The organism is Gimesia sp. (genome assembly GCF_048262075.1).
Taxonomy (GTDB): domain Bacteria; phylum Planctomycetota; class Planctomycetia; order Planctomycetales; family Planctomycetaceae; genus Gimesia.
This window is the reverse complement of the sequence record NZ_JBLXFK010000003.1, coordinates 538461-555209: the sequence shown is the minus strand read 5'-3', so window position 1 is coordinate 555209 and position 16749 is coordinate 538461. Positions and strand designations below refer to the sequence as shown.

Below are 16749 nucleotides of genomic sequence, written 5' to 3'. Positions count from 1 at the left end.
CCATTTCGAAAAAAGAAAAAAGCCCCCAGAGAAATTGAAACACACTGATCTAAAGTAAGTGCCATTAGGCTAACGCCGTGCGGTTAATTGTGCTTTCTGTTTTTGATTGGTTTTCAGTGATGCGGGATTTTCATCTCAGTTGGCTGCAGTGAGATCGGGTAGAATGTGTGGGACGGGTTGAGCTTTGATTGTGAAATCGATGCTGGTGCCGCGGGCTGACACATGGGGCAGCCCCTGCAATTTTGCTGGCGGGTCGGTAACTGGTGATTACTTTTGAAAGTCGATCTGTCAGTTTCCTGCTCGCTGCGCTCGGCCCGGATGTGCATCCGGGCTTACCCGCCATTTTATTTTTCGACCCACGAAAAACACGAAACGACACGAAAGGAGGGAGTCATGCTTGGGGTTGGGGGAATCGGGTTTGTTTTCCTGTGTGAGGATCATCTTAGGGAATGGTCTGAAGGGAGCAAGAGGATATTCAGAATGATGTGGCGATACAGGTTGATACCGGGGCGATGTCTGGGGGAACCAGAGCGGTGCCGGGATGATGGGGTGCGAAGTGTGGCGACCCGCAGGCATACATTGCGAACATGTGTGGTTTCAGGCAGTGCAAATCTGGAAAAAACAGGCTTATTCTTAGTGAAGACCTGGAACAAGTGGCTCGTGTTTCAGTGCACTGTAAACTGAGCACGCGCGCGACACAGGTCAACGTTTATCGTCGTCGGCGCGCAGGCGTCAAGGGGAGTTTATTCAGCGTGGGTGCTCAAAAGCGTATGAGTGCTCAAAAGGGGCGCAGAAATATCAGGAGTCAATCATGAAGGCAACTGCGATCTCAGACATCACTCTTGATGGCTTCGAGGGGAATGAAGTTGGGCGGATCGTCGTTCGAGGAAACAGAGGCAGTATCACGGGCCGCGAGGATGCCTGGAGCGGAGGTCTGGCTGTGATCGGTGCCGGCGTAGACGCCGAAATCGTTGAAGAAGAATTTCTTGGCGATCCGGTAGACCAGGCTTTTCTCGGGGACTTCGTTTCCGGGCGAGTATTGAGAGGTGCGTGTTTCCAGGTTCTGCAGTTCCTGCATCGCCTGTTTGCGGAAGGTGGAGTCTTTCGCGCCATGTTTTTTCATCAGGTCTTCGAGCAGGTCAGGACGCTCGAGGATGATACAGCCCCGGGTGTTTTGTTGTACGACGTGCCTGAAGTCCTGGAGGAATTCCGAGCCGATGAATTTTTCTTTGAGCGTTTTGGACCGATCATGAATGGAGTCGGTGGCGAACTGAATGACCGGGCAGGGCTCGATATCTCCCCAGGGGTTGATGTGGTGACTGAGTCCGGTGGCGGCAGGGCAGAGGGCGGTGCCGTCGTGGTCGAAGTAGGCGTCGATGACGCCGATTGGTTTACGGGCACGGATATCAACGACGAACTTGCGGGCGCGGAGTTGTTCTTCGGGAGAGAGCGCGAGTTCGGGATTCGGTTCGGGGCCGGCGACACGATAGATATGGTACCAGCAATACATGACCCCCATGTCGATGAGTTTGTCGACCCATTCTTCGGTGAGCAGGTCATCGATATTGGTTTTACAGAGACTGGTGCAGACGCCTGTGAGCAGTTTGTTATCGAGGCAGTTCTGAATGCCCTGCATGGTTTTGGCGTAGACATCATTTCGACCACGGCGCTCGTTGCTGATGATTTCATTGCCTTCGACGCTGATCAGGGGAGTCGCATTTCCCAGCTTGCGAAGTTTTTTGGCAATTTCATCGGTAATAAACTGCCCATTCGTGAAAATTTGAAAGTAGCAGTCGGGATGACGCTCGAGAATTTCGAGGAGCTGGGGGTGCATGAAGGGTTCGCCGCCAAGGATCCCAAAGAAGGAGTTCCCCATTTCTTTGGCTTCCTGAATGAGCCGAGACATGGCTTCGACGTCGATTTTTTCCTGTTTGGCGGCGACATCGACCCAGCAGCCCTGGCAGCGCAGGTTGCAACTGTTAATGACCGAGACATAGAGGAAGGGAGGGAAGAATTCCCCCCGTTTGAGGCGTTTTTTGTGCTTGTGTACGGAAAGGGCGCCTTTGAAGCCAAAGTTGTAAGCCAGTTTCCAGACAAGTCTTTTATCCGTCTCCATCAGAACGCGTTTAGCCATTTTCAGGTACATAAGTTATCTCAATTCCGTGGGAGCAGCGGATTTAGTGAACAAAATTGTGTTACTCGTAATTTTACTCGTTCTATCTTTCGAAAACACCCGATTCCTCAAAAAATACAGGGAATTTTTTCATAGTACGCAAACATTGAATCTCACACTGTAAATTGCATGAAATTCATGGTATAAGGCAGTGTTCTCAAAATTCTTTTTTTGACTTTGGAGTATAATTCTTATACTTTCTAAGTTTAAATAATCCTGTAATAGTTGCTCATTTTATTTACAGGCTTTCTGATTCAAATTGTTTAAGAGCTCGAGGCAATTGATGGAGTTAGTTGGACGAAGATACGATACCTATGAAGCAGTCTGTATCAAGATCAAGGGAGAGAAAATCTCATCGATTGAACTGCTCCCGGATTCTGAAGCAGCGGGTTTGCCGTTTATTGCGCCTGCGATGTTTGACCTGCAGATAAATGGGTATGGTGGAATCTGGTTTAATAAACCGGGGCTCACGTCTGAAGAAGTCTGTCAGGTACTGGAGAAGCATTATCAGTATGGTATCACGAGACTCTGTCCTACTTTAATCACGAGTTCCTTCGAAGATTATGTCAGTGGATTTACTGCGATTCGTGAAGCATGTGAAGAAAACTCCTGGGTGCAGCAGATGGTTCCCGGTTGTCATCTGGAAGGTCCCTATATTTCACCTATACAGGGTCCTCGTGGTGCACATCCACTCGATCAGGTGCGCGCTGCAGACTGGGATGAGTTCAGTCGGCTACAGGAAATTTCCGGTAATCGCATTCGGTTGATCACACTGGCTCCCGAAGTCGATAATGCGATTCCCTTTATCAAAAAAGCAGTTGCTTCCGGTGTCGTGGTTTCGATTGGTCATACGGCTGCAGAGCCGGAACACATCATGGAGGCAGTTGATGCCGGGGCTCAATTGAGTACTCACCTCGGAAATGGGGCACATGGTACACTGCGTCGACATCCCAACTATATCTGGGAACAGTTAGGCGAACCACGGTTGATGGCCAGTATCATTACTGATGGACATCACCTCCCCGCCAGTGTCGTGCGGACCATTATTAAGACCAAAGGTGTCGAGAATACCATCATTACCTGTGATGCCTCCGGGCTGGCAGGATCTCCTCCCGGGATTTATGGAGAAGGTTCGGTCAAAATGGAAGTTCTGGAAGATGGTCCGATCGTGATTGCAGGCCAGCGACAGTTACTGGCTGGTTCCGGTCTGGAAACCGATGCCTGTGTGACGACCGCGATTGACATGGCAGGGATTACTTTGCAGGAGTCTCTGGATATGGCAGGTCTCAATCCTGCTCGCCTGCTGGGATTTGAGGAAATCAGCCTGGAAGCTGGTTCACGAGCCGATCTGATTCTCTTCCACTACGAAGGAGTGGGCTCGCGGATGAATATCCAGACAACGCTCGCCAGCGGAGCAGTTAAATACGGGACACTCCTGGTGAATTCCTGAAACTGTTCTGTTTAGAACGAATACGCTCGATCCGATGCCTGAAATTCAAGAATTATTTTCTGCGCGCGTGTTCACTGATTCCCCTGTGTCAATGTGGATGCTATAATTAGTTATTCTCCGTACTTACTTCAAAAATTCATATTAGGAATTTTGTATCTATTTCAGAGCCGTTGTTTTATTATATTTTTGGCTCTCATTCAATTCAGAGATGATATCTGGCAACTGGATTTCATGTAAACGAGGCACTCATTTTTTTCTTTTTCGCAAAAGAGAACAGCTAAATCAAATTTGAACTCCCTGTTCTGTTTCCATTTGGTTTACAGCAAATCTAGTATACTGCCTGGTGTGCATCTGCAGATCATGGACCGCGAATGATTTTTTTTAATAAGAAGTCACAAAAGAAAAAGCTCAGTGTGGAATTAGTCAGCATGCGACTTGTTTCACAGCAGGATATGGATTCCTGTCTCCAGGAGCTTCGAGAAAAATCAACCGATGATGATCAGCTCATACGTCTGTTAGAGCGTAAGAATCTCATCACTTCATTTCAGGCAGGTCGTCTCAAAAACAAAGAGTTCGATGGACTGGTTCTCGGTGATAACAAGCTCATGTATCAGAATGCTTCCGGGAGCTTTGCCCGCGTTTACCGGGCTTCCTCTGTGAAGGATGGTCGCATGGTCGGCGTTAAGGTACTCAGGCAGCGCTGGGCTCAAGATCCTGAAACGGTTAAAATGTTTCATCGGGAAGCTGAAGTCTGTAAGCAGTTTCAACACAAAAATATTGTCGCGATCTATGACGTAGGTGTTCAGGACGATACGCACTACTTTACCATGGAATTTGTCGAAGGTGGAAACCTGCGCGATTTCATTACGATCCGCAAAAAGTTATCTCCCGTCGAAGCGATTAATTATACCGTCGATATCTGCGAAGGACTGGAGTATGCCAATCGCCTGGGATATACACATCGAGATATGAAACCCACCAACGTCCTGATGTCAATTCAGGGAGTCGCAAAACTGATTGACTTTGGACTGGCAGGCGAAGACGACGCCAGTGGTGCCGGGGAAGCACATCAGCGCGCTGTTGAATATGGAACACTGGAGAAATCGACGGGAGCGCCACGCAACGATCCCCGCAGTGACCTCTATTTTGTCGGCACGATCTTTTATGAACTGCTCTGTGGTAAGCCACCCTTCCCCAGAACAAAAGATATCGAAGAGCGAAAGCGGCCCTCACGTTATTCAGAGGTACCGTCAATTACTTCGCTCGAACCAGATCTGCCAGCGCCGATTGTAAACGTCCTGGAAAAACTCATGGCTTACCAGCCTGATCAACGTTATCAGTCAGCAACCGAGGCCATTCAGGATCTGCTGGAAGTGCGTGCCCAACTAGGTGAGGCTGGAACAGCGGATAAGTCGGCAGAAGTGAAAGCGTCTGCTGAGCAGGAATTGAAAATGGTGATCGCTCCCCCCACGGTTTTGTGTGTGGAGAACCGCGTCAAACACCAGGATGTACTTAGAGAGTATCTCACCAAGCATGGTTATCGGGTCCTGATTCTCAGCGACATTGAACGGGCCATGAACCGCATCAAGGAAAATGCTCCTGACTGCGTGGTCTTCATGGAAGATTCAATCGGAGAAGGAGCTGTGGATGCATTCAATAATTCTCTGGCGATGGATGCTGATCTCGCTGCTGTGCTTGTGCTCTCTGAGAAAAATGCCAGCGTGAAAAAAACACTTCAGAAAACGGATCGTTCACGAATTCTGGTTCAGCCGATCAAAATTCGGAATTTACGGGCCAAAATTCAGAGAGTCCTGCAGCATCAACTTAACGACTCTGCAGAACTGACTGCTCATTGAGCACTCCGTTTTGCTGTCCCTCTGAATTTTGAGTGATGACTCACTTATTCATACTTGGGAATATTGGGTTCGGGAATCTCTTCCAGTAACCGGGCAATAATGTCTTCCGTCACCATACCTTCTGCCTGGGCCTGGAAGTTGGTTGAGATACGGTGTCTGAGAACGGGGACTGCCACCCGTCTGATATCATTGAGTGAGACACTCGCCCGGCCAGACATGGCAGCAATCGCTTTACCGCCTGCAATCAGGTACTGGCCAGCTCGTGGTCCCGCGCCCCAGTCGACCATCTGTTTTACAAAAGGGGGAGCCGATCCATCTGAAGGTCGTGTCGCTCTTACCAGTCGGGTGACATAGTTAATCGTCATCGGGCCGACCTCAATCATATTGATCTGGCGTTGCAGATAGACGATCGATTTCGCTGACAGGACTTTTCGAATTTCAGGTTTCTCGCTCTGGCTGGTCGATGCCAGGATCTTTTCTTCCTCTTCGAGGTTGGGGTATTCCACTTTGATATTAAACATAAAGCGGTCCAGCTGTGCTTCCGGCAGCGGGTAGGTCCCTTCCTGTTCAATCGGGTTCTGGGTGGCGATGACAAAGAACGGGTCAGGCAGGTCGTATGTTGTCTGACCTACCGTGACTTCGCGTTCCTGCATGGACTGCAGTAAAGCAGCCTGAGTTTTGGGGGGCGTTCTGTTAATTTCGTCTGCCAGCAGAATATTGGTGAAAACCGGGCCTTGAACAAAGCGAAAGGAACGGCGGCCGGAATCCTCTTCTTCAAGCACATTCGTCCCGGTGATATCAGAGGGCATCAGGTCGGGGGTGAATTGAATCCGCTTGAATTCACAGTCCAGAATACGGGCGATCGTACTGACCAGTAATGTTTTTGCCAGGCCGGGGACACCTACGAGCAGACAATGCCCACCGGTAAAAATCGCAGCCAGAATCTGTTCGATGACGTCGTCCTGCCCGATGATGACTTTGTGCAGTTCTTCCACCATGACGTCGTGATGACGTTTCAGTTTCTCCAGAAAATCATCGTAATCGCGTTTTTCGTTGGCCAATGTTAACCCATTCTCTCTAGTAAAGAATCTCGACTGATTGTTCCGGTTTCGTTCAGATTCTGGTATTAGCAACCAGAGTTCAGTTCGTATGGATGTGGAAACAGAATTCCAGTGATTTTGATTATACTCTTCTTAAATGACAAGAGAAACAGAGAGTCCTGACTTGCTCAGGCAATTCTGCTACAATCTACAAAACGACTGAAAAAGTGCAGGAATTATTAAAAAACGGACAAAAGTGGTAAGTAGGGAGATTTCTTAAACTATAATAGCATGCGAATCATCTCTACCAGGCAGGGAAGGGCGCAGGCCGCGAGATAGATTGATTGACGTGAAATGAATCTGCGTCAAGATCGGGTTCCTGTCAGACTGCTTTTTACCGATTTAAAGAATTGAGATCATCGAAAGAGAAGAGCGATGGAATGTTTGCAATCTCGAAGAGCGCACCGGGCGTTGCGCTGGACGATGACAGGTGCCATCTGCATTTCTGTCTTTTTCCCATTTTACGCGACTGTGTCTGCCCAGGAACTGACAGCTCAGGCCGTCGTCGATTCAATCGACCGGGGGCGTGACTTTCTGGTTAAAAATCAGAATAAAGATGGTTCGTGGCCGACTCGCGGTGGTAGTCATGTAGTCGGTGTCAGTTGCCTGGCCTTGATGGCGATCATCAATAGTGGCATGACAGCCAAGGATGAACCCGTGCAGCGTGGGCTGAAGTATCTGCGTACGTTGCGTGCCCCTGATCCTCGGGGAACATATCAGACCGGTTTGATGATCATGGCTTTGGCCGCTGCTAAAGACGGAAAACGTGATCACACATTAATCCAGTCGCTGGTTTTGCAGCTCGAAAAAAGCCAGGTCAAAACAGGTCCGGATGCTGGTGGCTGGGGATATGGTCCTGGAATGGCCATCGGGGGAGGTGGTTCCGCTGATCGCAGTAACAGTCAGTATGCCGTTCTGGCGCTGAGAGATGCAGTCCATGCCGGCGTTCCCGTCAGTACCAGCACCTGGAAACTGATCAAACAGTATTGGGGGACTCAGCAGAGCCCAGATGGTGGCTGGGGTTATCAGTCAAAAGTCGGAGCCAGTCGGGGCAGTATGACCGTTGCAGGAATTGCGACCATGGTGATTGTAAATTCCATGCTGGGGGATGAATTAGAGATCAATCCGGATGGAACCCCCAATTGTTGCGTTAATAAAGACGATGATGAGTCGATTGATCGTGCCATTCGCTGGATGACAAATCACTTTTCGGTGGGCAGCAATCCCGGAGTTAATTCCTGGCTGCTGTATTATCTATATGGACTTGAACGCGCTGGACGACTGAGTGGAACACGTTTTTTTGGTAAACATGACTGGTACCGTGAAGGTGCTGCTTTTCTTACAGAACGTCAATCTGTCCGGGATGGCTCCTGGAAAGGGGCTGGCCAGGAAAGTGATCCCGTACTGGGAACCAGTTTTGTACTACTGTTTCTTTCCAAAGGTTTAGCGCCGGTTCTCATTAATAAACTGGAATACAATTCCGACGCGCAGGTCAAGCAGAAGCCGGATACACTTCCCAACTGGAATCATCATCAGAATGATATTTTGAATTTGACCGATGCCTTGTCCGGCCGTCCCGACTGGCCAAAACTACTTACCTGGCAAACCGTCAATCTGGATCTGGCGATCCAGGGGGCCGGCGTTTCCGTACTTAGACAGGCTCCGGTGTTGTTTCTCAGTGGTTTGGATGATCCGGAGTTCGATGAAAAAGAAGTCGCGATCCTTAAGCAGTACGTTGAGCAGGGGGGCTTTATTTTTGCCGTTGATAACTGTAACGGAGCAGGGTTTGACAGGGGATTCCGCGAGCTGATAAGAAAAATGTACCCACAGGGAGAAGTGCAGTTGAAGCGGCTGACTGCTGAACATCCCGTTTTCCGTTGTGAATATCTGCTGGATGCAGAAAGTGTTGAGTTGTATGGAGTGGACGTGGGTTGCCGCACTTCGATTATTTACTGCCCAGACGATCTGGCCTGTCTGTGGGACAAGTGGATGCGATTCCCGTCAAAAGATCGCTCGGTCAAAGCCACTTCGATGATCACCCGGGCAATCCGTATCGGTACTAATGTGATTGCTTATGCGACAGGTCGTGAACCGCCGAACAAACTGGACCAGGAAGAACTGGCGAATAACGACGGCATGCAGAATCAGATTGAACGTGGATTCCTGCAGATCGCCAAGATCCGCCACACGGGAACCTGGGACGCGGCACCCCGTGCCCTCAGTAACCTGTTGAAAGCGCTGAATCAGAAGGCGGGGATGATTGCTTCTACGAAAACTCCCAGTCTGCCAGCCAGCGATCCCAATCTGATGCAGTATCCCTTGCTTTATATGCACGGGCGAAGCCAGTTCAGTCTGTCCAAGTCAGAACTGGCGAATATCAAACAGGCGCTGGAGAATGGCGCCGTTCTGTTTGCTGATGCCTGTTGTGGTTCACAACCGTTTGATCAGAGTTTTCGCCAGATGATTCGAGAAATGTTTCCCACCCGCGAGTTGAAGCGAATCCCTGTTGAACATCCTTTATTTTCAGAACAGACGGGGTTTGATGTCCGACGCGTCAGGCGTCGTCAGATGGAAGTCGACGATGTCAATCAGCCGCTGAAAGCACAGACCGTCATCGTAGAGCCTTTACTGGAGGGGATCGAGATCGACGGGCATCTGGCAGTCATTTACAGTAAGTACGACATTAGTTGTGCTCTGGAGCAGCAGGCATCAGTAGCGTGTGCGGGTTATGTCCCCCAAGATGCGGTCAATCTGGCTCTGAACATTGTTCGCTATGCCTTACTTCAGGATATTGCCTTCAAAAATAAGGTTGAAGGTATTAAAGTCGACTAAAGTGAGAGAGGCATACTCATTCGGCGAAACGGGATTGGGACTCAGATGAACGAATTCGATAACCAGCAGAAAAATATAGCAGCAGGAGCCCGATTCGTGGGAGTAGTGATTGGCTGCGTCTTTGCAGGCATCGGCCTGACGGCACTTGGGTTTATGTGGTCACAGCCTTTCGGTGGTTTCCATTCACCACCTCTGTTCTTTCGGGTTTTTGCTTCATTCATCGCGATCCCCTTCATCGTGATTGGTGGCTTCACCGCGTACTGTGCTCTGACAGGCAAGGGCCTTAAAAAAGGGAGATCGAAATCAACCCGTTCAGCAATGCAGGATTCCAGTCAGGGATCTTATACCTGTCCTAAATGCAATGCACCACTGTCTGATAATATCGATGTCTCACCTCACGGCGATGTGAAATGTGGATATTGCAGTAGCTGGTTCAACATCCATCATGCCTGACAGACCCCAAAAACCGGTGAGACGACCTTCCCTCAAAGTCGTGGTACCGGTGATTCTGTTTTGTACTTACTATCCCTATTCATGGTTGATTTTGAGCAAAGGGAGCTGGTCCTCCTATCGCTGGACCTGGATTAAAATGTGGCCTGCATTACCAGGTATATTGCCACGTGCAACATGGTTTCATGATCTCTCGGATGGTCCGGCTTTGGCATGCATGTACCTGATCTCCATTCTGTTTGTCGCAATGATGATTTATCTGGCAAGCCTGCGCAACTGGATGTTCATGATGGTCGCAGTGCTGTTATTTGTGATATCAGCGATCAACTCCATGATTGCCTATAGCCTTTATAGCGTATAGCTATCACACCGACTGAAGCGGTTTAAGCCACCTTGCGGATTTGGTCTGAACCGGTTTGAACAGATAATGTGGCGAATGGTTTTTTGATTGAAGGTCGCAGGTAGTTCCAGTAGATAGAGCAGAGTTCGAAGAAGGCTTTCAGGAAATCATGTGGTTTGACTTTCGAACCAGCCACATCCTGCCAGCGGTTCAGAGGTAGTTCATATACCGTGGTTTCCAGTGAATCACATTGATAAAACTTTTCCAACTGTCGGGAACGGGCCAGTAATTCTACATCAAAAATCCAGTTGGTTAGAAATCGTGTTGAAAACAGAGTACGACTTTGCAGACTGTTTCGAAAGAGTTTGGCCCCGCATTGCGTATCGTAAATGGGTAGTTGTAATACTGTGGATGCGGCTGTTGCAAAAACGCGCCCCAGGTAATGCCTCAGTTGCTGCCGCTCAATCTGTCGGCCCAGCAGCTTGACACGGGCACCAATCACCAGAGAAAGTTGGGGAACCTGATCCAGTTGATGTATGAAATCAGGAATCATTTCCAGTGGAGTCGCCAGATCTGCGTCCCAATAGCCTGCATAATCCACGTCTGACTGAAAGGCTTGCAGCATTCCCTGCCGGACAGCTTCAGCCTTTCCCTGATTTTGAGACAGATGCAGTACGTTGAATGATTCAGGTACTGCTGCTTTCAGGTCATCCAGAATCAACGCGGTGCGATCATTGCTGCCATCATTCACAAATAGAAACTGATGCTTCGGATGTGCCAATGCATATTTCCGAAACTGAAGTACTTCCAGTCGTGTTTCTTCATTGAAACAGGGAATGACAATAATAGCAGAAGACATAAGGAAAATTTACCCGTTACGTACAAGAGACCGTCGGTTAGACCTGCTCTGATCTGGCCAGAAAAATGGTGTAGGGGGGTGTATCAGAAAAACGGGTTTGTGTCAAAACCGGATTCGCGGCGCACAAAAAAACCGAAGTCTGCTGAGAACAGACTTCGGTGATTTATTACAGACTGAAAGGCTGTAACCAGTTATTAGTCAGTCACTTTGATCGAATAGAGCTGGGATCGATCAGAGACATACATTTTCCCGTTGGCAATGGTGGGGGTACTGTAGATCGAAGAATTGAATGTTTTCTCTTCCAGCAGTTTCTTTTCTTTACCTGCTTTGAGGATGATCAGCATTCCATCTTCATTTCCAATCAGAACTTTGCCATCCACCACCATGGGAGATCCCCAGCAGGCGGCAAACATATCATATTCCCAGTAACGTTTGCCGGTTTCGAAGTCGAGGCAATGCACGAATCCACTTAAGTCCGGAGCGTAGACCAGTCCATCATCTACGGCGACAGTCGACATGGTGCGGCGGAACAGCAGGTCACCTTTTTTACCGGTCAGCTTACCATCAACGTCTTCCCCACCGTAATGCCAGATCTTCCCGGAATTCGGGTTATCTTTCCAGCCGTCTTTGCCATCTGAAATCTGAGGGCTGATGTCACCCGTTTTCGTCGCATCAATCCGATAGATATGACCGACTCCCTCACCATGTTCAGGGTCTTGTCCTACGCCCAGAATCACGCTGTTATTATGGAAAACAGGAGTACTGATGATGGCGTTGCGGGTTCCTCGACCTCCGAGTTCCCATTTGGAATCCTTCGGATTCAGGTCAAACTTCCAGATCAGTTTCGCATTGCCTTCTCCGTCACCTTCGGGAGTGAAGGCATACAGCCAGCCGTCTCCACCGGGGAAGTAGACCTGTGTTTTGCCATTCACGACACCGATTGCAGGTGAGGACCATTGACCGTGCAGAATATTATCGAAAGGGGTGTTGTCTTCCCAGATAATTTCTCCCGTGTTTTTATTGACTGCCAGGAAGCAGGGAGCACGGGGAGCAGGCACTTCAAGGTGTGCTTCATCGACCCCATTGGATGTCAACAGGAAGACCGTGTCGCCGTGCACAACAGGAGAACTGGTAGCCAGGTTATGCGGGAAGACACCCAGGTCTTCGATCATATCCAGTGACCAGATGATGTCAGCGTCTTCTTTGTCAGTTTCTTTTTCGTCTTTGTAAGGTCCATCATTTTCATTGTCATAAAAGCCTTTTGCGTCCAGGCACATCAGCTCACAACGGTTGGTGACGACCCACAGACGCTCGCCTTCAATGCAGGGAGCAGAACAGATTCCCTGTTCCGGCCAGTCGTTCACGCGGCCCTGAGGCAGTTTTTCACGAGACAACTGCCATTTGAATTCGCCGGTCTTTTCATCAAAGCAGAGTACCACGCCCAGGTCATCTTCATACTTGGGACGGTATTTTCCCCCGTTATTGGTTCCGACATATACCTGTCCGCCAGCCACAACGGGGTTACCATAAGTCTGAGAACCCAGCTTGGAAACCCAGAGTACATTTTCGCCTTTTTCTTCACCTTCACCAGGTTTGAAGCTCAAATTAAGGCCCGTGGTTTTATTGACCATGTTACGAGTGTGGTCACCACCCCACATGGGCCAGTCGCCGGCTACAACTTTTTTACCGGCAGGTTCAGCTTTGGTTTGTGACGTCTTTTCCGGCTTGGCTTCTACCTTAGGAGTTGGTTTAGGCTCTGCTTCAGGAGCAGGTTTTGATTCCGGCTTTGGATCTGCTTCAGGCTTCGCCGGTTCCGGAGTATCCGCTTTGGGTGTTACCGGATTTCCATCTAAGTCCAGTTTAGGTTCGGACTTTTTCATATCAGGTTCAGCATCAGGCACATCTACTCCTGCGTCAACCGTGGTCGAACCTGCTTCTTCCAGAGGAGCTGACCCACCCAGTTCGGTTTTCGCCTGGGGAGACGGCTTCGTGTCGCTGGATTCACAACCTGTTGTCATGACTGCGAAACAGGCAAGTGAGTTCAACAGGGCAAATCGAATTAAAGACTTTTTCATTATTTATCCTCAGAGACAATGATGTTATCGATGTAGCCATCGGCGAGACGGTAGAGATAAATTCCGGGGCTGCCCTCGGTATTTGCATGGGGGTCAGTGGCTTCAATGGTCCACTCATCGGGTTCCGGTTTATCGCGCGGCCAGGCTTTCCCTTTGACGACTGCCTGACCATCCTTGATATCGACTTTCAGCTTCATAGTGTACCAGGTGTCCGGGTCTGCACGAAATTTAACTTCTTTTGCCATTCGTTTGTGGGGAGCCCAACTTTGAATCGCCAGTTTACTGGAATTCCCTTTCAGAATCAGGTCATATCGATTCACAGTCACACCCATGCTGGCCAGCTTACGTTTCTGTTCTTTGAGATACACATCAGCCTGGACGGTGTATCCCTTGGGAGCCAGTTCACTCATATCTGATGGCCCGAGCCAGATGTTTGCACTGGGACGACCTTTACCGGGGCTGGATTTGAACGCCGTTGTTCCATCCACCTCGTTAGGTTGCAGTTTCAAAAATGCATTGACCCAGGCTGGGGGAACCTGCTTGCCTTTCAATCCCTGGGCATCAAATTTCCAGGGGAGTGGTGGGAACACGCGAATCCGTGCTTCGGAAGTTACATCCCCGACCTTGACAGAAACGGTACCTGCAGCAGGTGCTTTCAGATCGGAGGGAGTTGTAACACTCATGCCGTCCACTTTCACCGCTTCCATTCCAGGACCCGGAGTCAGTTTGGCATCGACCTTTTTAATAAAGCGACCATTCGCATCATAAGCCAGGATTTCATAGTCAATCTTTTCCCCTTGTGTCACAGCGACCTCGTAAGGGACCAGTTGAATGGAAGCAATTTTGTCCTGCATCGGCTTTTCTTCAGCCAGTGGAGGCACGGGATCACTGCTTGGTTTTCTGTTCTTATCACCGATGCAGATTGTTCTGTCACGAGTAACAAAATAGATGCGACCGTCGGCAATGGCCGGGGATGCATAAATTTCATCCATCCCTTTATCAACACGTGCCAGCAGTTGGACGTGCGAAAGTTCTTCACATTTTTCTCGGCTGGGTTTCAGAATGTGAATGTTGCCATTCACTTCCATGACATACAGCTTTCCGTCCGCCCAGACTGGAGATCCTTTTCCGACGGTTCCAAGGTTATAGGTCCAGAGTTCTTTACCGTCCTTGCTGTCGTAGGCATACATCCGACCGGTGTCAGCCACTACGTACAGGATGCCATCTTTCACCAGCAGGCTGGTATAGCCGGCTTTGATGCCATCGACACGCCAGACACTGCCAGTTTTGGTAATGTCACCACGCAAAGATCCGTCGATACATTGAACACGTCCAAAGTCGACGGTATCAATGTTGTCTTCTCCATGTGAGATGTAAACGTATTTGCCATCTGTTACGGGTGACGTATTCAAGCCACGCTTGGACATCTGGAAGCCCCAGAGAGTTTCACCGGTTCTCGCGTTCATTGCATAGCAGCCGCCATCGGCATTGCCGGCAATCAACATGCGGGTACCATCGATGACTGAGACGATGGGTACGGAATAATTTGTGTCTAATGGAGCACCACCGGGAGCAGCAGTCCAGAGAAGTTTGCCGGTTTTTTTATCGAACGCGTAGTAAGCCTGCTTTGGTGGAGGGGACGCTGTTTTGCCCCAGTTCAGTTGCAGAAAGCTGACGATCACACGATTTTCATCAACGACCGGAGTCTGAGTACGACCACCATAGCCGGAGATCTTTCCGTAATCTTCCGCCAGCGAGGTTTCCCAGAGAATTTTACCTTCGGGAGAATAGCAGCGAAACAGACCGCTGACAGAGTGAACGAAAACATTTCCGGTTTCCGTATCACCGGCCATACTGGCCCAGCCAACGCGCGGCGAGGGGATATCAGTCTGGAAAACATTGAACTCATCTTTCCAGAGTAGATCACCGGTCTTGGCATCCCAGCAGACGACCTGTTCCCGGGCATGAATTTTCTCTACCGGGTCAGTGACATCGTGGTGCGTGCGACAGTTCAGATAAACGCGACCATCTAAGATAATCGGGGCGGAACGACCGCCAATATCGGATTTCCACAAAATGTTTTTGCCGTCCAGATTCCAGTCGGCAACCAGATTTGTTTCACGAGAAATCCCATTGTGTTCCGGGCCACGCCAATGTGCCCAGTCGCCTGCAGTTGCAAGAGAGGCGGTTAGAAACAGCACAACGGAGCCGACGAGCACCATGTTTATTCTTCTCATAGAAGATCCTCACTGTTCGTTTATGAATTGTGGTATCACTGATGTAGGATTGCAGACTCTGCTTTCGAAGTCTGTGATCTCAGCTCTTCAGGTGGGAGGGTTCATACCCTACTAAATAATACAGTATTGAACTTGCCTGCCTATTGCAATGGTCTAATCTCAAGTCTCAAGCAGATTTAAAAATCGTATATTGCTTTATTATTAACCGGAAATCGACCATAATCTGAAATCCCGCGCGTATAATTTATATGCCGATCAATGCAATTTGTCAGACAGAGGGTTGATTTTTTTATGTTTCCTCATACACGTATGCGGCGAAATCGCCGTACAGACTGGTCTAGACGCTTGGTTTCTGAAAATCAGCTCTCGGTGAATGACCTGATCTGGCCGGTTTTTATTCAGGATGGGACGAACCAGAAAACAGATATTCCTTCGATGCCGGGCGTACAGCGTTTGACCATCGACCATCTGCTGGAAGCAGCCAAAGCAGCCGCTGATCTGGGAATTCCTGCTCTCGCGATCTTTCCCGCGACCGATCCTTCGAAGAAAACCGAAGAGGGCGAGGAAGCATTTAACCCTGAAAATCTCGTCTGTCGCGCCGTCCGGGCCCTGAAAGAACAGAATTTGAACCTGGGAATTCTCTGTGACGTGGCTCTGGATCCCTATACCAGCCACGGGCAGGATGGACTCGTCAAGGAGGGGTACGTGGTCAATGACGAATCAGTCGAAGTCCTGTGTAAGCAGTCTGTCGTACAGGCGCAAGCTGGGTGTGACATCATTGCTCCCTCTGACATGATGGATGGCCGGATCGGTGCCATTCGTGAAGCCCTGGATGAAGCAGGCTATCAGCACGTACAGATCATGGCGTACGCCGCGAAATACGCGTCCGCCTTTTATGGTCCCTTCCGTGATGCCGTTGGTTCCGGTACAAATCTGGGATCGGGAGATAAACGGACCTATCAGATGGACCCCGCCAACTCCGATGAAGCAATGCGCGAAGTCGGCCTGGATATCAGTGAAGGTGCTGATATGGTGATGGTTAAACCGGGGATGCCCTACCTGGACATCGTTCGTCGTGTCAAAGCGGAATATGAAGTTCCCACATTCGCCTACCAGGTGAGCGGAGAGTATGCCATGATCTCCGCTGCCGCCCAAAACGGCTGGCTTGATCGTCAAAAGTCAATGCTGGAGAGCCTGGTCTGTTTCAAACGTGCTGGCGCAGATGGCATCCTGACCTATTTTGCGAAAGAGGTTGCGGAATTACTTCAGCAGAAATAAGGCAGACTCAGCAACCGGAAATGCCAAAAGACCTTTTCTGACAACAGGTTGGGTTCGAATGAAAATTTCGTGAGGAATCGGAATCTTCTCCTCAGATTA

The 16749-nt window shown here is 49.5% G+C and carries 11 protein-coding genes; 6 read left to right on the top strand and 5 right to left on the bottom strand.

The window, feature by feature from the left end; genetic code table 11:
- Window positions 1-829: 829 nt before the first annotated feature.
- The gene (locus tag ACN0YH_RS09625; RefSeq protein WP_417379352.1) at window positions 830-2146 is read right to left on the bottom strand and encodes a radical SAM/SPASM domain-containing protein; all 1317 of its coding nucleotides are present in this window, start codon (window positions 2144-2146) and stop codon (window positions 830-832) included.
- Window positions 2147-2456: 310 nt separating this feature from the next.
- Here ACN0YH_RS09625 and ACN0YH_RS09620 point away from each other — a divergent pair, with 310 nt between their 5' ends.
- Both ACN0YH_RS09620 and ACN0YH_RS09615 read left to right on the top strand, forming a co-directional pair.
- On the top strand, window positions 2457-3623 hold the full coding sequence (locus ACN0YH_RS09620) for an N-acetylglucosamine-6-phosphate deacetylase (RefSeq protein WP_417379351.1): 1167 nt from the start codon (window positions 2457-2459) through the stop codon (window positions 3621-3623).
- 371 nt (window positions 3624-3994) lie between these two features.
- Window positions 3995-5479: a protein kinase domain-containing protein gene (locus tag ACN0YH_RS09615; protein ID WP_417379350.1), complete on the top strand. Its 1485-nt coding sequence runs from the start codon at window positions 3995-3997 to the stop codon at window positions 5477-5479.
- A gap of 44 nt (window positions 5480-5523) precedes the next feature.
- On the opposite strand, the gene ACN0YH_RS09610 is transcribed toward ACN0YH_RS09615, so the two are convergent.
- A complete protein-coding gene (locus ACN0YH_RS09610; protein WP_417379349.1) occupies window positions 5524-6540 on the bottom strand; it encodes an AAA family ATPase in 1017 nt (338 codons plus the stop codon).
- Between the two features lie 414 nt (window positions 6541-6954).
- Between ACN0YH_RS09610 and ACN0YH_RS09605 the strand changes: the two genes are divergently transcribed.
- The 3 genes from ACN0YH_RS09605 to ACN0YH_RS09595 are packed head-to-tail and all read left to right on the top strand — an operon-like array spanning window position 6955 to window position 10222.
- Window positions 6955-9411: a DUF4159 domain-containing protein gene (locus ACN0YH_RS09605; protein ID WP_417379348.1), complete on the top strand. Its 2457-nt coding sequence runs from the start codon at window positions 6955-6957 to the stop codon at window positions 9409-9411.
- Window positions 9412-9456: 45 nt separating this feature from the next.
- Window positions 9457-9864, top strand: coding sequence for a hypothetical protein (locus ACN0YH_RS09600; protein ID WP_417379347.1), 408 nt, complete (start codon window positions 9457-9459; stop codon window positions 9862-9864).
- The gene (locus tag ACN0YH_RS09595; RefSeq protein ID WP_417379346.1) at window positions 9857-10222 is read left to right on the top strand and encodes a hypothetical protein; all 366 of its coding nucleotides are present in this window, start codon (window positions 9857-9859) and stop codon (window positions 10220-10222) included. The genes ACN0YH_RS09600 and ACN0YH_RS09595 overlap by 8 nt, the downstream gene beginning before the upstream one ends.
- A gap of 22 nt (window positions 10223-10244) precedes the next feature.
- Here ACN0YH_RS09595 and ACN0YH_RS09590 read toward each other — a convergent pair whose 3' ends face one another.
- The 3 genes from ACN0YH_RS09590 to ACN0YH_RS09580 all read right to left on the bottom strand — a co-directional run bounded on the left by ACN0YH_RS09590 (window position 10245) and on the right by ACN0YH_RS09580 (window position 15372).
- On the bottom strand, window positions 10245-11060 hold the full coding sequence (locus ACN0YH_RS09590) for a dolichyl-phosphate beta-glucosyltransferase (protein ID WP_417379345.1): 816 nt from the start codon (window positions 11058-11060) through the stop codon (window positions 10245-10247).
- Between the two features lie 194 nt (window positions 11061-11254).
- Window positions 11255-13135, bottom strand: coding sequence for a PQQ-binding-like beta-propeller repeat protein (locus ACN0YH_RS09585; protein WP_417379344.1), 1881 nt, complete (start codon window positions 13133-13135; stop codon window positions 11255-11257).
- Window positions 13135-15372, bottom strand: a complete 2238-nt coding sequence (locus tag ACN0YH_RS09580) for a PQQ-binding-like beta-propeller repeat protein (RefSeq protein ID WP_417379343.1) — start codon at window positions 15370-15372, stop codon at window positions 13135-13137. Before ACN0YH_RS09580 ends, ACN0YH_RS09585 begins: the two co-directional genes overlap by 1 nt.
- A gap of 291 nt (window positions 15373-15663) precedes the next feature.
- Between ACN0YH_RS09580 and hemB the strand changes: the two genes are divergently transcribed.
- On the top strand, window positions 15664-16650 hold the full coding sequence (gene hemB, locus ACN0YH_RS09575) for a porphobilinogen synthase (RefSeq protein WP_417379342.1): 987 nt from the start codon (window positions 15664-15666) through the stop codon (window positions 16648-16650).
- Window positions 16651-16749: the final 99 nt, after the last annotated feature.

Coding starts and splice junctions, on each gene's coding strand:
- ACN0YH_RS09625 (WP_417379352.1), bottom strand. CDS start 2,146: ATGTACCTGAAAATGGCTAAACGCGTTCTGATGGAGACGGATAAAAGA.
- ACN0YH_RS09620 (WP_417379351.1), top strand. CDS start 2,457: ATGGAGTTAGTTGGACGAAGATACGATACCTATGAAGCAGTCTGTATC.
- ACN0YH_RS09615 (WP_417379350.1), top strand. CDS start 3,995: ATGATTTTTTTTAATAAGAAGTCACAAAAGAAAAAGCTCAGTGTGGAA.
- ACN0YH_RS09605 (WP_417379348.1), top strand. CDS start 6,955: ATGGAATGTTTGCAATCTCGAAGAGCGCACCGGGCGTTGCGCTGGACG.
- ACN0YH_RS09600 (WP_417379347.1), top strand. CDS start 9,457: ATGAACGAATTCGATAACCAGCAGAAAAATATAGCAGCAGGAGCCCGA.
- ACN0YH_RS09595 (WP_417379346.1), top strand. CDS start 9,857: ATGCCTGACAGACCCCAAAAACCGGTGAGACGACCTTCCCTCAAAGTC.
- ACN0YH_RS09590 (WP_417379345.1), bottom strand. CDS start 11,060: ATGTCTTCTGCTATTATTGTCATTCCCTGTTTCAATGAAGAAACACGA.
- ACN0YH_RS09585 (WP_417379344.1), bottom strand. CDS start 13,135: ATGAAAAAGTCTTTAATTCGATTTGCCCTGTTGAACTCACTTGCCTGT.
- ACN0YH_RS09580 (WP_417379343.1), bottom strand. CDS start 15,372: ATGAGAAGAATAAACATGGTGCTCGTCGGCTCCGTTGTGCTGTTTCTA.
- hemB (WP_417379342.1), top strand. CDS start 15,664: ATGTTTCCTCATACACGTATGCGGCGAAATCGCCGTACAGACTGGTCT.